This window comes from Clostridium nitrophenolicum (assembly GCF_055391695.1).
In genome coordinates this window covers 5,229,690-5,248,972 of record NZ_AP042469.1, presented here as the reverse complement: position 1 = coordinate 5,248,972, position 19,283 = coordinate 5,229,690, and the positions used below count along the sequence as shown (strand labels likewise).

At 30.8% G+C, this 19,283-nt stretch carries 19 protein-coding genes, 1 tRNA gene and 1 other annotated feature; of the genes, 11 read left to right on the top strand and 9 right to left on the bottom strand.

Annotation, left to right across the window (positions count from 1 at the left end; all coding sequences use genetic code 11):
• Window positions 1–23 precede the first annotated feature (23 nt).
• Window positions 24–398 carry a desulfoferrodoxin gene (locus tag ACZ5N4_RS24900; protein ID WP_464205295.1) on the top strand — a complete coding sequence of 125 codons (375 nt, stop codon included), beginning with the start codon at window positions 24–26 and terminating at the stop codon, window positions 396–398.
• 82 nt (window positions 399–480) lie between these two features.
• Window positions 481–724: a binding site (T-box leader), on the top strand.
• A gap of 58 nt (window positions 725–782) precedes the next feature.
• A complete protein-coding gene (trpS, locus tag ACZ5N4_RS24895; protein ID WP_464205293.1) occupies window positions 783–1,781 on the top strand; it encodes a tryptophan--tRNA ligase in 999 nt (332 codons plus the stop codon).
• Between the two features lie 85 nt (window positions 1,782–1,866).
• Here the strand turns inward: trpS and glpQ are convergent, their stop codons facing one another.
• Together glpQ and yidA are read right to left on the bottom strand one after the other, a co-directional pair.
• Complete coding sequence (glpQ, locus tag ACZ5N4_RS24890) at window positions 1,867–2,967, bottom strand: glycerophosphodiester phosphodiesterase (RefSeq protein ID WP_464205291.1); 1,101 nt, start codon at window positions 2,965–2,967, stop codon at window positions 1,867–1,869.
• 213 nt (window positions 2,968–3,180) lie between these two features.
• Window positions 3,181–3,999: a sugar-phosphatase gene (yidA, locus tag ACZ5N4_RS24885; RefSeq protein ID WP_464205289.1), complete on the bottom strand. Its 819-nt coding sequence runs from the start codon at window positions 3,997–3,999 to the stop codon at window positions 3,181–3,183.
• A 261-nt stretch (window positions 4,000–4,260) separates the two neighbouring features.
• On the opposite strand from yidA, the gene ACZ5N4_RS24880 reads away from it, so the two are divergent.
• Window positions 4,261–5,853 carry a peptide chain release factor 3 gene (locus ACZ5N4_RS24880; protein ID WP_464205288.1) on the top strand — a complete coding sequence of 531 codons (1,593 nt, stop codon included), beginning with the start codon at window positions 4,261–4,263 and terminating at the stop codon, window positions 5,851–5,853.
• Between the two features lie 49 nt (window positions 5,854–5,902).
• On the opposite strand, the gene ACZ5N4_RS24875 is transcribed toward ACZ5N4_RS24880, so the two are convergent.
• Complete coding sequence (locus tag ACZ5N4_RS24875; protein ID WP_464205287.1) at window positions 5,903–6,883, bottom strand: phosphatase PAP2 family protein; 981 nt, start codon at window positions 6,881–6,883, stop codon at window positions 5,903–5,905.
• Between the two features lie 142 nt (window positions 6,884–7,025).
• Window positions 7,026–7,181: a DUF5670 family protein gene (locus ACZ5N4_RS24870; protein WP_464205285.1), complete on the bottom strand. Its 156-nt coding sequence runs from the start codon at window positions 7,179–7,181 to the stop codon at window positions 7,026–7,028.
• A 268-nt stretch (window positions 7,182–7,449) separates the two neighbouring features.
• On the opposite strand from ACZ5N4_RS24870, the gene ACZ5N4_RS24865 reads away from it, so the two are divergent.
• Window positions 7,450–8,013, top strand: a complete 564-nt coding sequence (locus ACZ5N4_RS24865) for an ECF transporter S component (protein WP_464205283.1) — start codon at window positions 7,450–7,452, stop codon at window positions 8,011–8,013.
• 34 nt (window positions 8,014–8,047) lie between these two features.
• Here the strand turns inward: ACZ5N4_RS24865 and ACZ5N4_RS24860 are convergent, their stop codons facing one another.
• Window positions 8,048–8,212, bottom strand: a complete 165-nt coding sequence (locus ACZ5N4_RS24860) for a zinc-ribbon domain-containing protein (RefSeq protein ID WP_178906136.1) — start codon at window positions 8,210–8,212, stop codon at window positions 8,048–8,050.
• Window positions 8,213–8,512: 300 nt separating this feature from the next.
• Between ACZ5N4_RS24860 and ACZ5N4_RS24855 the strand changes: the two genes are divergently transcribed.
• Window positions 8,513–9,658, top strand: coding sequence for an AlbA family DNA-binding domain-containing protein (locus ACZ5N4_RS24855; RefSeq protein WP_464205280.1), 1,146 nt, complete (start codon window positions 8,513–8,515; stop codon window positions 9,656–9,658).
• 184 nt (window positions 9,659–9,842) lie between these two features.
• Window positions 9,843–10,250: a hypothetical protein gene (locus ACZ5N4_RS24850; protein ID WP_464205278.1), complete on the top strand. Its 408-nt coding sequence runs from the start codon at window positions 9,843–9,845 to the stop codon at window positions 10,248–10,250.
• A 65-nt stretch (window positions 10,251–10,315) separates the two neighbouring features.
• On the opposite strand, the gene ACZ5N4_RS24845 is transcribed toward ACZ5N4_RS24850, so the two are convergent.
• The gene (locus tag ACZ5N4_RS24845; protein ID WP_464205276.1) at window positions 10,316–11,140 is read right to left on the bottom strand and encodes an RMD1 family protein; all 825 of its coding nucleotides are present in this window, start codon (window positions 11,138–11,140) and stop codon (window positions 10,316–10,318) included.
• A gap of 228 nt (window positions 11,141–11,368) precedes the next feature.
• Here ACZ5N4_RS24845 and tyrS point away from each other — a divergent pair, with 228 nt between their 5' ends.
• Window positions 11,369–12,589 carry a tyrosine--tRNA ligase gene (gene tyrS, locus ACZ5N4_RS24840; protein WP_464205274.1) on the top strand — a complete coding sequence of 407 codons (1,221 nt, stop codon included), beginning with the start codon at window positions 11,369–11,371 and terminating at the stop codon, window positions 12,587–12,589.
• A 234-nt stretch (window positions 12,590–12,823) separates the two neighbouring features.
• Here the strand turns inward: tyrS and rimI are convergent, their stop codons facing one another.
• From rimI to tsaE, 3 genes are read right to left on the bottom strand one after another with little or no spacing between them, the layout of a single operon-like run.
• Window positions 12,824–13,273, bottom strand: coding sequence for a ribosomal protein S18-alanine N-acetyltransferase (gene rimI, locus ACZ5N4_RS24835; RefSeq protein ID WP_464205272.1), 450 nt, complete (start codon window positions 13,271–13,273; stop codon window positions 12,824–12,826).
• Window positions 13,266–13,979 (bottom strand): tRNA (adenosine(37)-N6)-threonylcarbamoyltransferase complex dimerization subunit type 1 TsaB, encoded by a 714-nt coding sequence (gene tsaB / locus ACZ5N4_RS24830; protein ID WP_464205270.1) that lies wholly within the window; start codon window positions 13,977–13,979, stop codon window positions 13,266–13,268. The genes rimI and tsaB overlap by 8 nt, the downstream gene beginning before the upstream one ends.
• 3 nt (window positions 13,980–13,982) lie before the next feature.
• A complete protein-coding gene (gene tsaE, locus ACZ5N4_RS24825) occupies window positions 13,983–14,438 on the bottom strand; it encodes a tRNA (adenosine(37)-N6)-threonylcarbamoyltransferase complex ATPase subunit type 1 TsaE (protein WP_464205268.1) in 456 nt (151 codons plus the stop codon).
• Window positions 14,439–14,682: 244 nt separating this feature from the next.
• On the opposite strand from tsaE, the gene ACZ5N4_RS24820 reads away from it, so the two are divergent.
• The 4 genes from ACZ5N4_RS24820 to ACZ5N4_RS24805 all read left to right on the top strand — a co-directional run bounded on the left by ACZ5N4_RS24820 (window position 14,683) and on the right by ACZ5N4_RS24805 (window position 19,054).
• Window positions 14,683–15,624 carry a metal ABC transporter substrate-binding protein gene (locus ACZ5N4_RS24820; protein ID WP_464205267.1) on the top strand — a complete coding sequence of 314 codons (942 nt, stop codon included), beginning with the start codon at window positions 14,683–14,685 and terminating at the stop codon, window positions 15,622–15,624.
• A 145-nt stretch (window positions 15,625–15,769) separates the two neighbouring features.
• Window positions 15,770–15,845: transfer RNA gene (locus ACZ5N4_RS24815), tRNA-Trp, on the top strand.
• A gap of 300 nt (window positions 15,846–16,145) precedes the next feature.
• Window positions 16,146–17,594, top strand: a complete 1,449-nt coding sequence (locus ACZ5N4_RS24810) for a sigma-54 interaction domain-containing protein (RefSeq protein ID WP_464205266.1) — start codon at window positions 16,146–16,148, stop codon at window positions 17,592–17,594.
• Window positions 17,595–17,833: 239 nt separating this feature from the next.
• Entirely contained in the window at window positions 17,834–19,054 is a 1,221-nt protein-coding gene (locus ACZ5N4_RS24805) for an allantoate amidohydrolase (RefSeq protein WP_464211044.1), read from the top strand.
• Window positions 19,055–19,283 lie beyond the last annotated feature (229 nt).

The window sequence follows — 19,283 nt, the reverse complement described above, 5'->3', positions numbered from 1 at the left end:
TTTAATAAAAGGGAGGAATTATTATGACAGAGGTTAGACAGGTTTATAAATGTGAGATTTGTGGCAATATGGTTGAGGTAATTCATAAGGCAGGAGGAAGCTTAGTTTGTTGTAATAAGCCGATGACACTGCTTGTAGAGAATACAGTAGATGCAGCGGTTGAAAAGCACGTGCCAGCAATAGAAAAAATAGAAGGTGGAGTAATTGTAAGAGTTGGAGAAGTAGAACATCCAATGGTTGAGGAACACCACATAGAATGGATAGAAGTACACACTGCTAACAAGCTTTATAGAAAATGGCTTAAGCCAGGAGAAAAGCCAGAAGCAATATTCAAAATTGACGAGGAAGTATTATTTGCAAGAGAATATTGTAATATACATGGATTGTGGAAAAAGTAATATAAGCAGACAAAAAAATAAGTATAAGAGTATTGACAAATCTTGTTTTAAAGAATAATATATTTTAAAAGAATCAAATAATATAAATCCGTTGATAGAAAGTAAGTAGGTTTAAAAACAGATTTAAAGAGAGCTATAGGCGGTGAAATTATAGCAATCATGATTAAGCTGAATGGGTTCTGGAGGATCGGAATGAATAAAAAGTAGTTCCTGGACGTTAATCTTACGTTATAAAGATAGGATATTTTTATGTATCTGAGTTGAGGAAAAGACTGTATTATTTGTCTTTTTGAAATTAGGTGGCACAGCGATATTACGCCCTATGATTTAAAAAATCATAGGGTTTTTTTATTTACAATAATTAAATAAATGAGGTGAATTTTTATGGAAGAAAATAAGAAGATAATATTTAGCGGAATTCAACCATCAGGAAATTTAACATTAGGTAACTATTTAGGAGCTTTAAAAAATTGGGTTAAGTTACAGGATGAGTATGAATGCTATTATTGCGTGGTGGATTTACATGCTATAACAGTAAGACAGGAGCCAAAGGACTTAAGAAGAAGAACGCTGGAAGTACTTGCAATATACCTAGCAGCAGGACTTGATCCAGAAAAAAATACAATATTTATTCAATCACATGTTCCAGCTCATGCTGAAGGAGCTTGGTTATTAAATTGCTTTACTTATACTGGGGAATTAAGTAGAATGACGCAATTTAAGGATAAATCTCAAAGATATGGAGAATCCATAAGTGCGGGGTTACTAGATTATCCTGTTCTAATGGCTTCAGATATATTGCTTTATAATGCTAATTTAGTTCCAGTTGGAAAAGATCAAAAGCAGCATCTTGAACTTACGAGAGACATTGCTGAGAGATTTAATAATCTATACAGTCCTACATTTAATATACCTGAACCATATATTCCAGAATTAGGCGCAAAGGTTATGGATTTGCAAGAACCTACAAAAAAGATGTCAAAGTCAGCAGACAATCCTAATAGCTATATATTAATAATGGATTCTCCAGATGTAATAAGAAAGAAAATTAGCAGAGCTGTTACCGACAGTTTAGGTATAGTAAAGTACAATGATGAACAACCAGGAGTTAAGAATTTAATAACAATACTAAATGCTATAACAGGAATGACAATAGAGCAAATAGAGAAAAAATATGAAGGTCAAGGATATGCTCAATTTAAATTAGATGTGGCAGATGCTATAGTCAATGAGTTGGAGCCTATACAAAAAAGAATAAATGAAATTTTAAATGATAAAGAATATCTTGAGAGTGTATATAGAAAGGGTGCAGAAAAAGCAAATTATGTTGCAAATAAAATGCTAAGAAAAATGCAGAAAAAGATAGGGTTTATACCAAGGTAGATAAATAGATAGAATTAATTTATAAATAGTAAAGGCTGTTGATACTGTGGTACCAGCAGCCCTATTAAGATTTTGCATCTGATACTTATTTCTTAAGTGGTCCTTCGTTTGCTGCTTTTACACCTAAGTCAGCGAAATCAGTAAATAAACCATCTACTCCTACATCATATAAGAAAAATCTAACTTGCTCTTCCATGGTTTTTGAGTATTTTGGAAGTTGATCTTTACGGAATGTGTAAGGATGTACCAATAATTTAGCCTTATGTGCATCTTTTACAAGGTTTGGATTTGTAACATATTTATCTTCTTTCTGTTCACCATTTTCATTGACTATTTGTGCATACCAAGGTCCGATACCATTAGCATATTCAGCTACCTTTTTTAAACCATCTGCTGTCATCATTTGTTTATAATTTGCACCAGGGCAATCTGCTTCTTCACCTATAAGTTGTATTAAAGGCATTTTTGCACCAAGTTTTTCCCTAAAGTTTTTCAGATAAGCTGGGTCGAAACATTGTACATAACATTTTGCATCTGCTTTGTTATAACCATATTTGTCCAAGAAGTTGAATACTACGAAATTTATATCTTTTCCGTTATCTGTATGAAATTTAGGTTCCTTTATTTCTGGATAGAATCCTACATCTTTACCTGTTGATTTATTCAATCCTTGAATTAATTCTATTTCTTCCTGTAATGTAGGAACTTCAAAGTGAGATTTACCTAGAGGAAATCTTCCCTCAAAAACTTGTTTGCCAGTTTTTAAGTCTACACGCTCATGAACACTAAGTTTTTTTATTTCATTTAAAGTAAAATCTATAGCATAATACTTTCCATCTGAGCGTTTTCTATCTGGAAAAATACTAGCTACATTTGTTACGTCATCAAGAGTAATGTCATGAAGTACTATTGGCACATTATCTTTTGTAAGTACCACGTCAGCTTCTATGTAATCAGCTCCCATAGCATAGGCTAAGGAATATGATTCTAAGGTATGCTCAGGAACATAACCGCAAGCACCTCTATGGCCAATTATAATTTTATTTTTCCTGTCAGACTTACTTTCAACTTGTTTAGCTTCCACTGAAGATGATTTTAGACGAGTCGTTTTTTGAGCAAAACTGACTAGACTGAGTCCTAAAATTAGAACTGTAACTAAGGTTACTAATTTACGTGTTTTTTTCATTAAGCTTTCCTCCTAAAACGTTTGCAGAAAGAAGAGAATGAAAAGGTCGCAATTATATAAAGAAAGAAATAATTCAATCATTTATATAACTGCGACTCTCTAATCTCCGCGCGTGTTATTATTTGAATTTTAGCATAATTTTAACATAATTAACATTTAGTTTCAATATAAATTTAACATAATTAACATTTCTTATATAAGATATATACGAATCTAAACATTTCTAAAGTGGTGTAAAACAAACTTATTTATTACGTGAGCCACGCCATGTTCTTCATTAGTTTTTGTAATATAATTGGCAACTTCTTTTAGCTCAGGGAATGCATTGCCCATAGCTACGCCTAGTCCAGCATATTTTATCATGTGTATGTCATTACCAGCATCACCCATGCAAATAACCTCTTCTTGGTTTATGCCTAAATTTTTAGCTAAGACCTCGACTCCAAACCCCTTATTAACTTTCTTATTTATAAACTCTAGAAAGAAAGGAGCACTTCTGACGATTGTATATCTATCGTTGATGTCATCAGGAAGATTTTCTATTACTTTATTCAAGATACTCTCATCATCTATAAACATAACCTTTACTATGGTAGTATCTTTGCTTATGTTATCAAAATCAACTATTTCAAGAGGTATACCATTCATAGTAGCTTCCAGCTCACTATACTTATTGAGTTTAGGAGTTATACAGGAAGAGGGGGTTAGAGCGTGAATATTTACATTAAGTTTTTTACTCAAAGTATATAGATATTTAAGATCATTAAAATTCATAAAATTCTTGGCTATAATCTCACCAGTTTTAGTATTTTGAACTACTGCACCATTAAAGGCTACGGCATAATCACCGTCGTTTAATAAATTTAATTGCTTTAAATATTTTTCAATACCTTTAGTAGGTCTACCAGTTGCTAAAACTACCTTTATGCCATTTTCTTTAGCTTTCTTAATGGCCTCGAGATTTTCTTTAGATATAGTCTTGTCCTCTTTTAAAAGGGTCCCATCCATATCTAGTGCGACTAACTTGTACATTTCAAACCTCCAGTATTATATATTTTCAAAGAATTACATAAACTATTATATCATTTAAGTTGTCAAAATAAATTTTCTAAGTTCTTAATATTAGGCTATTTAAGTTAAATAAGTAGAAAACTAAACGTTTACGTTGAGAAAATATTTTTTATTGAAAAGAATTATACAAAATGATATAATGTTAAATCACTTAAGTTGACATTAATTAATAATAAAGTTAAAATCATTGTTGGAAGCAATAAAAGAAGAGGAGAGAGAGCTGTGGCGGACTTAGTAAAACAGATTGAAAGAAGAAGAACATTTGCTATAATATCCCACCCCGACGCTGGTAAGACTACGTTGACAGAAAAGCTATTATTATACGGAGGAGCAATAAGGCTTGCAGGTTCCGTTAAAGCTAGAAAAGCATCAAAACATGCAGTATCAGACTGGATGGAAATAGAGAAACAAAGAGGTATTTCAGTTACATCTTCAGTTATGCAATTTAACTATGATGGATTCTGTATAAATATATTAGATACACCAGGACACCAAGATTTCAGTGAAGATACATACAGAACGTTAATGGCAGCAGACAGTGCTGTTATGGTTATCGATGCTGCAAAAGGAGTGGAAGAGCAGACAAAAAAACTTTTCCATGTATGTAGTTTAAGAGGAATACCTATATTTACATTTGTAAATAAAATGGATAGAGAAAGTAAAGATCCATTTGAACTAATGGAAGATATAGAGAATGTTTTAGGAATAAAATCATATCCAATGAATTGGCCTATAGGTTCAGGGGCAGATTTCAAAGGTGTATACGATAGAGAAAAAAAATTAATTGAGGCTTTCAATGGTGGAAACCACGGACAAACTGCAGTGCAATCCATAGAAGGTCAGGTAGATGATTCAGTATTTAAGGATCTACTTGGAGAACCACTACACGAAAAGTTAAAAGAAGATATAGAACTGCTTGATATAGCTGGTGATGAATTTGATATTAAGAAAGTAAGGGACGGCTCACTTACTCCGGTATTCTTTGGTAGTGCTTTAACTAACTTTGGTGTGGAGCCATTTTTAAGAGAATTCTTGGGCTTAACTACAGCACCTTTAGCAAGAGAATCAGATCAGGGAGAAGTAGATGTTTTTAATGAGGATTTCTCAGCTTTTGTCTTTAAGATTCAAGCGAACATGAATCCAGCACATAGAGATAGAATTGCCTTTATGAGAATTTGTTCAGGCAGATTTAAAAAGGGGATGGAAGTGTTCCATATCCAGGGTGGAAATAAAATTAAACTTGCACAGCCACAACAATTTTTAGCTCAAGATAGAGAAATTGTGGAGGAAGCATATGCAGGCGACATAATTGGAGTTTTTGACCCTGGTATTTTTAGTATTGGAGATACTCTATGCTCAAGCCTTAAAAAGTTTAAATTCGAAGGTATTCCTATATTTGCTCCAGAGTTTTTTGCAAGAGTTAAAACTATAGATACAATGAAAAGAAAACAATTCATAAAGGGCGTAACTGAGATTTCACAAGAAGGTGCAATCCAGGTGTTCAAGGAGATAAATATAGGAATTGAAGAGATTATAGTAGGGGTTGTAGGAGTACTACAATTTGAAGTATTAGAATATAGAATGAAACATGAATACAATGTAGATATAAAAATGGATAGACTTTCATATAAGTATATAAGATGGATAGAAAATTCAGAAGTTCCAGTTGATAAACTTACGTTAACAAGTGATACAAAAGTAGTTAAAGATTTAAAAGATAGGAATATATTAATATTCCAAAGTGAGTGGGCAATAGGATGGGCACTAGACCATAACAAGGGGCTTATGCTATCTGATATTGGTAAATCTGAATAAATATATAAACAAAAGGGTTAAACTAAATTTTAGTTTAACCCTTCTTATGTTATTGTAATGAATTTGTATAGTAATTGCTTATATAGGTTGAAGGAATGTTTTTGTAGTAGTAAGAGTGAAGTATGCTTTGTATTATTACTTTGCCCTTATCTAAGACAAAATCAACTAATTTAACAGTTCCATAGGCAAATAACATTCCAGCCAATACATCTATAACCCAGTGTATTTCCAAGTACATTGTAGAGAATATTACACTTAAGCAAAAGAATCCCCATACATACTTAAATAGCTTATTTTTTTCTCTCATAACTAATAAAAATGCTGCAAAGGCTATAGAAGTATGCATAGATGGGAAGCAATTTAGCGATACCCCTGCTGCTTGTGCAGGAGTCATGTTTCTTGCTAGTCCATCAGGATGACCAAGTACATACCATACTTCTTGCAGATGGAAAGTAAGATAAAAAGGTGTTATTAGAAAAACTTGTACTATATGTCCGGATAACCCGTATCTAACCATCTTTTTAAAGTCCTTAGATATAGCAGCCCTATAAATAGGCAACAATATAGGAAGAACAAATCCATTATTATAAACCATTCTTAAAAACCAAGTAAGAGTTTCCGACTTATAAGCTCTAAGGAATGCAGCATCATTTAATGGTATCTTGCTAAAAATAGGATTCAAATCTACTACAATATCTTTACTCATTTGCCAGCTTAACATTTTTCCCCAAAATGCATATCCATGAACATTTATATATGATAAAAACATTAGAAAAGGCACAGCAAGTAATAAGTATGGAATCCATTTAACATCTTTGCGAATCTCAGAACAAGCTGTAAATGCTGCAAATGCTAATAAAAATTTAAAGGCTTTATAGTCAACTCCTGTATTAGCATATACGATTTTCATAGCGTTGTATAAAAAATAGAGACCTATAATAATAAAATAGTATTTATTCAAGAAGTCAAAAGCTTTTAGAAGCATAGCTTTAGCTGTTCTTAATACTCTTTTTTCCATGAAATTTGACATAAATTAAATCCTCCCTTCATACACAGAATAAATTATATCATGAGTATTAGGACAAGTACACAAGTAAATATAGTTATGATGCCACAAATAGTCAAAAAAATAGTAAAGAGCTCAGATAAAATCTGAACTCTTATTAAATATGTTACATTGTCTTCTTTCTTCCAAATAGAGCATCTATTATAAATACTAGCGCTGCTACAAGTAAGAGAAGATTTATAAATCCACCGCCGATTCGGAATATCAAACCTATAAGCCAAAAGAATAAAACTATACCGCCTAACCAACGTAAAAAAGTCATATATATTACCTCCTGTAAAATATTAAAGTACTTACATATTAAAGCATTAATAATAATGTTATTATTAGCATTACTAATAAAAATTATTAGTGAAACAATTATTTATTGTATAAAATATATTGTATCGTTACATTTTGAATTTATATAAAAGAATAATATAATAGTAAACAGAAAAGAGCTATAACCTATAGTGACATTGCTTGGTAATTTATGATGATAAGGCATCTTCAAATTTTGGATGCCTAAAGAAGAGGAGTGGGATGGAATAATGGAAAGCAAAAAAGTAGCATTAAGTAATGGAAAAGTTCAAGATATGGTACAGATAGCGCTTATGGCAGCAATAACCTATATTGCTACAGCGGTAATTAATATACCTAGTGGAGTTATCGTTAAAGGTGTGGTTCATCTTGGTGACAGTATGGTGTTTTTAGCAGCAGTACTGTTAGGGAAGAGAAAGGCATTTTTATCGGCAGCAATTGGTATGTGCTTGTTTGATTTACTTTCTCCATATGCTATATGGGCGCCATTTACATTTGTAATAAAGGGAACTATGGCATATATTGCAGCAGTTATTGCTTATAGAAACAATTACGAAGGAAACAATGTATTTAACAATATATTAGCCTTTATACTAGGTGGTATATGGATGATAGCAGCATACTATGGAGCTGGAGTAATTTTGATGCACTTTACCACAAAAATAGCTTTTACTCAGGCTTTTGTGTTAGCAGCAGCAGAAATTCCAGGAAACATTGCACAGGTAGTTGCAGGTATTGTTCTAGCAATACCATTAGGAAAAGTATTGAAGAAAGCAAATGTAATAAGAAAATAGAAAAAGAGAGGTTTAAAAACCTCTCTTTAAATTATTATCTATTTCTCATGCTATTTTTTTCAGCTTTTCTTGCTCTTCTGCAATCTGGGCATCTTACTGGATCATTTTCAAATCCTTTTTCTTTGTAGAAAGCTTGCTCGCCTTCAGTAAATATAAATTCTTTTCCACAGTCTTTGCATACGATAGTCTTATCTGCCATTTTTAAAAACCTCCTTAAGATCATAGGACTAATTTTGTTCTTGATAACTTCCTCCTATGACTTAGGAGATATAAGCACCTTGAAAAAATTGACCTATATTAAGATTAACTACAAAAATTATTATATCACATTCTTTTAAAAAAACAATATTTTAATTTACCAGCAATAGGGTAAAAATATATAAATAATGATAATGTAAGCATTAAATTATAATAATAAATGGATTATAATTAACTTAACAAATATATTTATTAAAAATTTGAATATAAATATTTATATAAGGAATTTGAGGTTGTTGATATGGATAAGAGAAGATTTGCAAATTTACTAAAAAAGACAGAAGGCACTAAACTGGATTTTAAGCAATATATAGAAATTGATACAGATAGTGGAAGAAAAGAACTAGCAAAAGATATATGTGCTATAGCTAACTCGAGAGGGGGAAGAGGATATTTAGTTATAGGAATAGAGGATAAGACTAAGAAGGTACTAGGAATAGGAGATTTAGAATTAAATGAGGAAAAGATACAGCAAATTATAAGTTCAAGAATAGAACCACCGGTTCCTATTTCACTAGAGTTTTTAGAGGTTGATAAAAAAAAGGTTGCGATTATAAATATTTATGATGGACCACAAAAGCCTTATCAAATGCGTGATAATGGGGCGTTTTATATAAGAAGGGGATCAACTAATGATACAATGAGAAAACAAGAAATAATATCTGCACTACAAGAAAGTCTAAGCCTAAATGTAGAATTGTGCCCTGTTCCTCATAGTGATATAAGTTGCATTGAAAAAAGCATAGTAGATAAATACTTTATATCACAGGGAATTCAGGCTGATGATGAAAATAGAATTGAACTTATGGAGAATGCTTCTATCATATATATGGATAAGGATTCTGGTAAGCATATAGTTACATTGGGCGGACTTTTAATTTTTTCAAAGACAAATAATGTATATATACCTCATAATATGATAAGAATAACTAATAGAATTAACAAAGATTTAGATGAAACAACTATAATACAAGGTGATTTATTGTCAATGCTGGATAAAAGTGAAGATATACTTAAAAATATGCTTCCTAAAATGTACCCTATAGAAGCTTTAAATGAAGGCATTAGAAATGCTGTATTGTACAGAGACTATACAGTATATTATAAGGAAATAGAAGTTATAATTGATAACAATAGTATTGCTGTAATTAGTCCTGGCACTTTAGTAAAAGATAGAAATGGAAGTATCATTAATTACATAAAAAGAAATATGTGGATATACGAGAAGATAATTGCATTAGATAGTAAAGGTAGATTTATTAAATCAGGAAGAGGATTTAATAGGATGCAAAAAGCTTTCAAATACAAAGGAAAAGTAAATTTTATTGATTCTTTTAAGGATAGCGAATTTAAAGTTATATATCCTGGAGTAAAAAATTTTAAGTAGTTTTAGTTTACTATAGAGACTTAATATGGGAACATCACTAGTTTTATAGCGATAGCTTATTATGTAATAATATGTAGGAATATTTTTTCAAGATTATTTCTCAAATCATTGAAAAAATATTCTGAATATTATATAATTTACTTATAAGTATGGCACCTAAATATTAAAGTAAGGGGTGGTAAACATGATTTACGTATTTTGTAACAAAAGAGGTTCAGGGAAAACAAAAGCATTAATTAACTTGGCAAACGAAAGATTGGAAGTAGGCAAGGGCCATGTTGTCTACATTAATGATGACAATAGACCAATGTTTCAGCTTAATAGAGGAATAAGATTTATTTCAACAGACGGATTCAACTTAAAAAAGCAAGAGAGTTTTTACGGATTTTTGTGCGGCATACTTTCCGAAGATTATGATATTGAGACAATTTTTATTGACGGATTGTTTAATATTATAGAAGAGAATCTTCAGAATGCGGCACAATTGTTTTGTTTAATGGAAAAGTTATCAGTGGAGAGTGGTGTTGATTTTTATATAAACGTGAACGGCGATACTGAAATGCCTGAATTTATTAAAAAATACGTAGCATAATTGATAGGAAAATTAATATTAATTTATATAAAAGGCTGGACTGATTGGTCCAGCCTTAAGTGTATTTAATATTTTAATATAAACTCTATTATAGATATAATTAATTCAAATAAAATTAGAATAATAACCATTATTTCAAGCTTCGTACCTCTTTTTTCATGAGATAAAGAAGCAAATACATCTGTAATATCTTGAAGAATTTCAGTTTTATGATTTATTTTTTTGTATCTCTCATCTAGATCGAAAAGTGAACTAATTTGAATAAAGAAATTTTCTATATCCTCATTATCCCATGCTGCTTTAGGTTTATCTAAAAGCATAAGATATGATATGGTATTATATTTAAATCTTAATACTTTAGCAGAGGTTTTAGCTATTTCCTGGTCAGACATATTAAACTTACCGGTATCAAGATAATTTATTATATTTTCTATACCATCTAAAAGTTTATCTGTTTCAGTCTCAATTTTTTTTAGGGAAGTAGATTTTGCTAATACCAATGATATTATATCAAGATAATAGGGTATAAACTCATTCGATGTCATTAAATCATTATATAAGGAATAATCATATTGTGCATCTACTTCAAGCTTATATTCATCAACATATTCTGTTGGATTATTGTTTTTAAGATTAGGTTCTATATTTTTTATGTATTTAATTATATCCTGGATTTCATGAAATTCCATATTTATAAAAACCAAGGTGCCAAAATAATATATGTATACCCATTTATTCTCTGTTTCTCTAACTATGCCACTCAATTTTCTATCAGACAATACCAAAGGATCTTCCCACTTAAATTTACGAGTAATACCAAAATGAGAAGCAATGGCATTTAGATTAATTTCATTACATAAAACCAACGATTTAAAAGACCAACTTTGCATAAATTACATCCTTTCAGTTTAACATTAGGCATTTGAAAGAAATAATAAGCCCAAATAGTTTAGTATGCTTAATAGCTATTTTGAAGATGCCTTATATGTATATAATAAATATTAACATAAAAAGCTAATTATATGTATTTAAATATTGATAAAAAAATACTTTAATTATATACTATAAGTTATAGCTAAGAATGACAAAGTGAAATGATTAGAAAGGAAGTGCTTTAAATGGCTAGCGTTTATGATACACTGCTAGAACGTGGATATATAAAGCAGGTTACTCATGAAGAAGAAATAAAAGAACTGTTAGAAAAAGAAAAGATAACATTTTACATAGGATTTGATCCAACTGCAGATAGTCTTCATGTAGGACATTTCCTACAAATGATGGTTATGGCACATATGCAAAGAGAAGGACACACACCTATTGCATTATTAGGTGGAGGCACTGCAATGATTGGTGATCCGAGTGGTAAAACTGATATGAGAAAAATGCTTACGAAAGAGCAAATACAGCATAATGCAGATAGCTTCAAAAATCAATTTGCTAGGCTTATAGATTTTAATGATGAAAAAGCGATAATGGCGAATAATGCTGATTGGCTATTAAATCTTAACTACGTAGAGTTTTTAAGAGAAATTGGAGTACATTTTTCTGTAAATAGAATGCTTACTGCTGAATGCTATAAGCAAAGACTTGAAAAGGGATTAACTTTCCTTGAATTCAATTATATGCTGATGCAGGGATACGATTTTCTTGAGCTAAATAGAAAATATGGTTGTGTACTTGAAATGGGTGGAGATGACCAATGGTCAAATATATTATCAGGAGTAGATTTAATAAGAAGAAAAGAAAGTAAACCTGCTTTTGGTATGACATTTACACTATTAACAAATAGTGAAGGTAAAAAGATGGGCAAAACAGAGAACGGAGCTGTATGGCTCGATAAGGATAAAACTTCACCATATGAATTCTATCAATATTGGAGAAATGTTGGTGATGCTGATGTAGAAAAATGTTTAGCACTGTTAACTTTCTTACCTATGGATGAAGTAAAAAGACTTGGAGCACTTCAAGGTTCTGAAATAAATGAGGCCAAAAAAGTTCTTGCTTATGAAGTTACTAAGATTATACATGGTGAAGAAGAAGCAGAAAAAGCTAAAGCAGCAGCAGAAGCTCTATTTGCAGGTGGCCAGGATATGAGTGCTGTGCCTACTGCAGCTGTAAAGAAAGAAGAGTTACGATGCAGTATAACAGAATTGCTTGTAAATACAAAAATACTTCCATCAAAAGGTGAGGCAAAAAGATTAATTCAACAAGGTGGCCTTACAATAAATGATGAAAAAGTAACAGATATGAATATGATAATAACCGAAGAAAACTTCAATGATGGCAGTATGCTTATAAGAAGAGGAAAGAAAAACTACAACAGAGTAGTAATAGAATAAAAAAATGCGAAACATTTTTTTAGAGGACAATTGACAGAGGACAGAGGACAATGAAGGTAAGTTTTCTTCCTGACGTTGGAAAACTAATTTATATTATAGAACCCGTTTCACTAAGGTGAAACGGGTTCTATAATATAATTAAAGATTTTTCGTAGTGTAATGAAGAAAAATCCTCACTCTCTGACAATTGTCCTCTGTCAATTGTCAATTGATATAAATTTTGCGTCGCAAAATTTATATATTATGTTTCCACATTATAATGGCATCTTCTCGATTGTCGCCATAATATTCTTTTCTTATGCCTTCCTCAACGAAGCCATATTTTTTATATAGACTTTGTGCAACTATGTTAGATTTTCTAACTTCTAATGTTATACTATTTATCGATTCAATTCTGCAAATTTCAATAAGGGCCTCTAACAAGAGTTTTCCTGCACCTATACCTCTATATTCGGGATGTACAGCTATGTTAGTTATATGACCTTCATCGAGTATGAGCCACATACCTGCATAACCAATTACTACATCTCCTTTTTTAGCAATTATGTATCTCGCAAATTTATTATTTTCTATCTCCTTTTGAAATGATTCTCGGCTCCATGGTGTTGGAAAACACAGAGTATCAATTACTAAAACACTATCAATATGTTCTAATTTTAAGGAAAGTATATCAATATCATTCATTTTCTATACCCCTTGATTTTTTTTCATACTCCCTTTCGGCCTGTGACTTTCTTAGATAAATAGGGGCAAAGGTGTATAAGTCATCATAAATCCCATTCTTTAGAAGACTTAAGCCTAGTTCGCCTAATGAAGATGCTCGGGTTAAGTTAAGGTGTGCAGGTGCGAAACTTATGTTTTTTATGCTAGATTTTAGTCTTTCTTTAAATTTAGGAATTGCATCTCCAATAAAGCATACATGCTCTTCGTATCCATTAAGTACAGCAATTAATTCATCAACTGAAATTATCATATGCTCGCCTATAATATTTAATTTATCTTCCTCAAACCTATACAAGGCTGTATACACATTATCTCTAAGGGCATCTAGAATAGGGCATACTATGCCGTTAGTATAAGCTAAATTATAAGCTAGAGCATCCAGTGAGGAGACTCCGACAAAAGGTTTTCCTGTACCGTGGCTTAATCCTTTTACAGCTGAAGCTCCGATTCTAAGTCCAGTAAAGGAACCAGGACCTTTTGAAACTACAAATCCGTCTAATGAGTCAATGCTTAATTTTAAATTATTCAGCAGAGTATCCACCATTGACATAAGCACAACAGAATGTTGTTTTTTATAGTTAAAGGTTATTTCTCCAAGTAATTTATCATCGTCGAGGACGGCACAAGTTGCAGATTCAGTAGATGTATCTAAACTTAAAACTTTCATAATTTATTTTAACTCCTTTATATAGTTATATCTATCGCCATAATACTTTATGGATATTTTCCTAAAGTCCATACCTAGTTCAGAAACCTTTTTTATATCTACCCATATATGTTCTCTAGGGATTAATTCTTCAATAAAATTTGACCACTCTATGATACTTACAGCATCGCTAAAAATATATTCATCAAAGCCTATAGCATCTATTTCATCGGGATCACATACTCTATAAACATCAAAATGATGTAGTTTTAAACGTCCTTCATATTCATTTACTATTGTAAATGTAGGACTTGTTATAGGCTCATTTATTTCGAGCCCTTGAGCAACACCTTTAGTAAAATGAGTTTTACCAGCGCCAAGGTCTCCGGTAATGCAAATTATATCACCAGAATGTACAAGTTCACCTAATTTTCTTCCTAACTTCATTGTGCTGTCAGCAGTATCTACAATAAACTCCATTATAATTCACCTCATAGTTATTTTATCCAAAATAGCACAAAAAGAAAAGAAAGATTAGATAGTATGTAATATTTTATTAGAATTCTGTTTATATTAGATTTATTATTGTAAAATATTTCATAAGAGTTTGCATTGTTAAATTACATTATGTAAAATATATATGATAATATGTTTATATAACAAGTTAAGATATGTTTATATATATTCTTAATTGAGATGTTTATAAATTTCAGGGGTGAATAATTTGAAAAAAAAATTTAGTGCGTGCCTAATTTTTTGTATAGTATTTCTTGTAAGTTGTAGTAACAAGACTGAAAATATCCAAACTAACCCGGTGGATAACACAAAGATGGAAGTTGTTAAGGATGTAAATTTAAATATTATGGCAACCAATAAGCTTTTATACAGCATGATAAAAAGTATAGTTAAAGATAGACATTCGGTTGAATACATGTTCAGCGATAGACAAAGTGAATTAAATTTTCAGTTTTCAAGTGATAGCTTAAATAATATAGCAAAAGAAGATTTGTTTATCTATATGGGGGCAGGGTTTGACCCTTGGATGAATAACTTTATAGATAATCTAAATAAGAGCAACGTAGGAGTTATAAATGTATCAAGAGGGGTAAAATTAGTTTCATATAATAAGGTAGTAAAATACAAGGATATTGTTCTAAAAGATAACCCATATTATTTGCTCAATATAGACAACTATAGGATAGCATTGATGAATATAAAAAATGCGGTACAGGACAAAGATCCTAAAAATCGAGATGTATATGAAAAAAACTTTTCAGAGACTTTAAGAAATATAGATAACTACCAAAAAGATTTAAAAGCTGTTAAAGATAAGTTATCAGATTATACTTTTGTTACTATGGAGGATGAACTGAGTTATTTTATAAAATATAATGACTTTAAGGTAATTGACCTAAGTAAGGAGCAAGCAACTATAGATAATAATACAAAATTAAATATGGAAGCAAAATTGAAGGATAATAAAAACCTGATACTTTTATATAATGATAGCTCTTTGCTTAAGACTTATGAAGATCTAATTAAAAAGTATAATATTAAACCGGTTGGAATAAAGGTATATAATGGTGAGGATAACTATGAAGACGTACTTAAATATAATCTTGAGAATTTAGAAGGATTTTATGAGAAGGAAGTAAATAAAAAATAATAAAAATACCCTAAAATAAATGCTTAGAATACTATATTGATTTTATAATAATTTTTATAATTTCTCTAAGGATTAAAATATTTATTGAAATTATGAAAAAGCACTTGCACATTATAAAAATATGAGGTATAATAAAATTCGTCTTAGGGGTATAGCTCAATTGGTAGAGTAGCGGTCTCCAAAACCGTTGGTTGCGGGTTCGAGTCCTCCTGCCCCTGCCAAGATAAATCCAGTAGAATTAAGTGTTCTACTGGATTTTTTTATTTTTTCATATTTTATATTTATAGCATTGTTAGGTAAAGAAATAATTCTATTAATAGTTTAGTTCTTAATGGATTTAGTGAAAACTTCCTTATCGGAAAAAGGATACTTTAGTTTAAAATAATAAAAGCTAATTTGTTGAAAACTTAATAATATAATAATAAAATAGTAATAGGAACTTGTATAATAATAAGAATTAACAGAATAGAAAGAAAAGAAAAACAAAAGTGTTATATTAATCAATAAAGGAGGCAGAACTATTGAAAGAAAAATCTGAAGGGATGCCGTACAATAAATTGTTACAGGAGTTAAGTTATTATAAGCAGACATATGAAGAACTTAAATTAATAATGGATACAACTTTTGATCAGATAACTGTTGCTGATGGGAAAGGAGTGTTGCTAAAGGTTAGCAAATCCTGTCAAGAAACATTTGGTATACCTGAGAGTGAAATGATTGGGAAAGATGTTTATGAACTTTCTAAATTAGGAATATTCACTCCATCCATCACAATTGAAGTTTTGAAAAAAAAGAAAGAAGTATCATTAATTCAAGAAACTGCATCAGGAAAGAGACTATTGGTAACTGGCATACCAATGATTAATGAAAAAGGCAAACTTGTAAGGGTTGTGAATATATCAAAGGATATTACTGAATCTGAGATGTTAAAAAAGCAATTAGAGGAGACTGAACATCTTTTAGACTGGTATAGAGATGAAATAAGAAGAAATCAAATAAAAAACAAAGATTATATAGTAGGAAATTCTACTGTGATGAAAAAAATCATCGAATTAGTTGAACATATTGGAAATATTGAAACCACAATAATACTTCTTGGTGAAACTGGGGTTGGAAAAAGTTTTATAGCAAAAACAATTCATAAAATGAGTAAAAGAAGAGAGCAACCTTTTGTACAGATTAATTGTGGAGCGATACCTGAAAATCTTATTGAATCGGAGCTTTTTGGTTATGAAGAAGGAGCTTTTACAGGAGCAGTTAAAAAAGGGAAAAAAGGTTTATTAGAGGTTGCCGGTGAGGGTACTATTTTTTTGGATGAAATTGGAGAACTTCCAATGCAGTTACAAGTAAAATTACTTCATGTTTTACAAGAAAAACAAGCATACAAAATAGGAAGCACAGAACCCTTTGACATAAAAGCTAGAATTATATCAGCAACAAACAAAGATTTAAAAAAACTAGTAAGAGAAGGTAAATTTAGAGAAGATCTTTATTATAGACTAAATATTGTACCAATACATATTCCACCCTTAAGAGAGCGTATCGAGGATATTCCTCTGTTTATAAATTGTTTTTTATCAAAGTGTAATCAAAAATATAGTTTATCAAAGCAAATATCATCAAATGCATATAAGGCTTTATCTTCATATAACTGGCCGGGTAACATAAGAGAGTTAGAAAATATAGTTGAGAGACTAGTTGTTACATCTAATAAAGATACAATCGAAGAGAATGACATTTTTGATATATTCACGCATATTCCCAAATATGTTGGCGAAATTAATGAGTTTATACCTTTAAAAATAGCTACTAAAGAATTTGAAAAACAAATTTTACTGAAGGCAATAGAAAAATATAAAACAACACGAAAAGTGGCAGATGTACTTAAAATTGACCAGTCAACAGTGGTTAAGAAGTTAAAAAAGATTAAGGAAGAAAGTTTAAGTGATTACATTAATCATAGGTTTTGATGATAAAATTCATCAAAACCTATTTTTTTAATATGTTTTTTAGACTGATACATATAAGGAAAATTAAAAATTAACCAAGTTGAAACAAGAAAAATGAAGATATTACTAGAAAATTTATATAATTGTATCAAATTAAAAAATTGAAATAAGTTTAATTGGCATAAGTCTTGCTAGATTATTGTTTATATATGAGGTTAAGATAATAATAAGAGGGAGTGTATATTAAAATGGAAAATACTATGTTTACTTGTGACAAAGAAAGATTGGAGGATAAGATCGTTACATTTAGTAAATTTGGTGATGCTGGACATGGCGGAATAACAAGATTTTCTTTATCACCAGAAGCTCTTCAAGCAAGAGCAGAATTCCGTAAAAGAATGGAAGCTGTAGGAGCTGAAATTAAAACAGATGATATGGCAAATATGTATGCGACAATTAAAGGTTCAGAAGACCTTCCTGCAATAGCAATGGCATCACATGTAGATTCAGTTAGAAATGGTGGAAACTATGATGGAGTTTTAGGTGTACTTACAGCAATGGAAGTAGTTGAAACTATAGCTACACAAAAGATTCCACATCGTCATCCAATTACAGCTATGATATGGACTAATGAAGAAGGGTCTCTTTATCCACCAGCTATGATGTCATCAGGAGTTGTTTGTGGTAAATTCGATAAGGAAAAGATGTTAGCATCAAAAAGCCCTAAAGGAAAAACTTTTGGTGAAGCTTTAAAAGAAAGTGGGTATGAAGGAGATCAAGCAAACAGATTGAATCCAAAGGATTACGTAGCTATGCTTGAATTACACATTGAACAAGGTCCTGTACTTGAAGCTGAAAAGAAGGATATTGGTGTTGTAGAAGGTGTTCTTGGAATGGTTAACTACAGAATTAGAACTTATGGACAATCTGATCACGCAGGAACTACTCCAATGAAATACAGACAGGATGCTCTTTTAGCAGCAGCTAGTGCTATAAAGTACCTACATGAAGAATTAGACAAACTTGATAGCAATCTTGTTTATACAACAGGTGAAATAGTTTGTCACCCATGCGTACATACTGTTATTCCTGACTTTGTTGACTTTTCATTAGATGCAAGACATCAGAATCCTGAAGTAATTAAGCAGGTTGTTAAAGTTATTGAAAATATTCCTAAGGAACTTGACAAGTGCAGAGTTGAGTATGAGTTACAATGGGCACGTAATACAATTCAATTTAATAAAGAATTAGTTAGTTTCGTTAAAAAGAATGCAGAAGCATACGGATATTCAAATATGGATATTTACAGTGGTGCAGGTCACGATGCTCAGTTTGTGGCTGAAATGTTACCTACAACTATGATATTTGTTCCAAGCAAAGATGGACACAGCCACTGTGAACCTGAATTTACACCTGTTGAAAACTGCTGGAAAGGTGCTAATGTATTATTGCAGACAGTTTTGGATGTAGATAAAAAATAGAGTATATAAAAAGCAAAGAATCAAGTTACATTAGAAGAGGCTATCTCATAAGTAATAAGGGATAGCTTTTTTATATGTCAAGTAAGGGCAACCATTTGCTGCTTAATTTCAGCTTATATTATTTATTTATTTATTTATTTATTTATTTATTTATTTATTTATTTTTAGATAAATATATTTTAGGTTAATCGGTTATTTTATGAATAATTTTTCATTAAAAAAGATTATA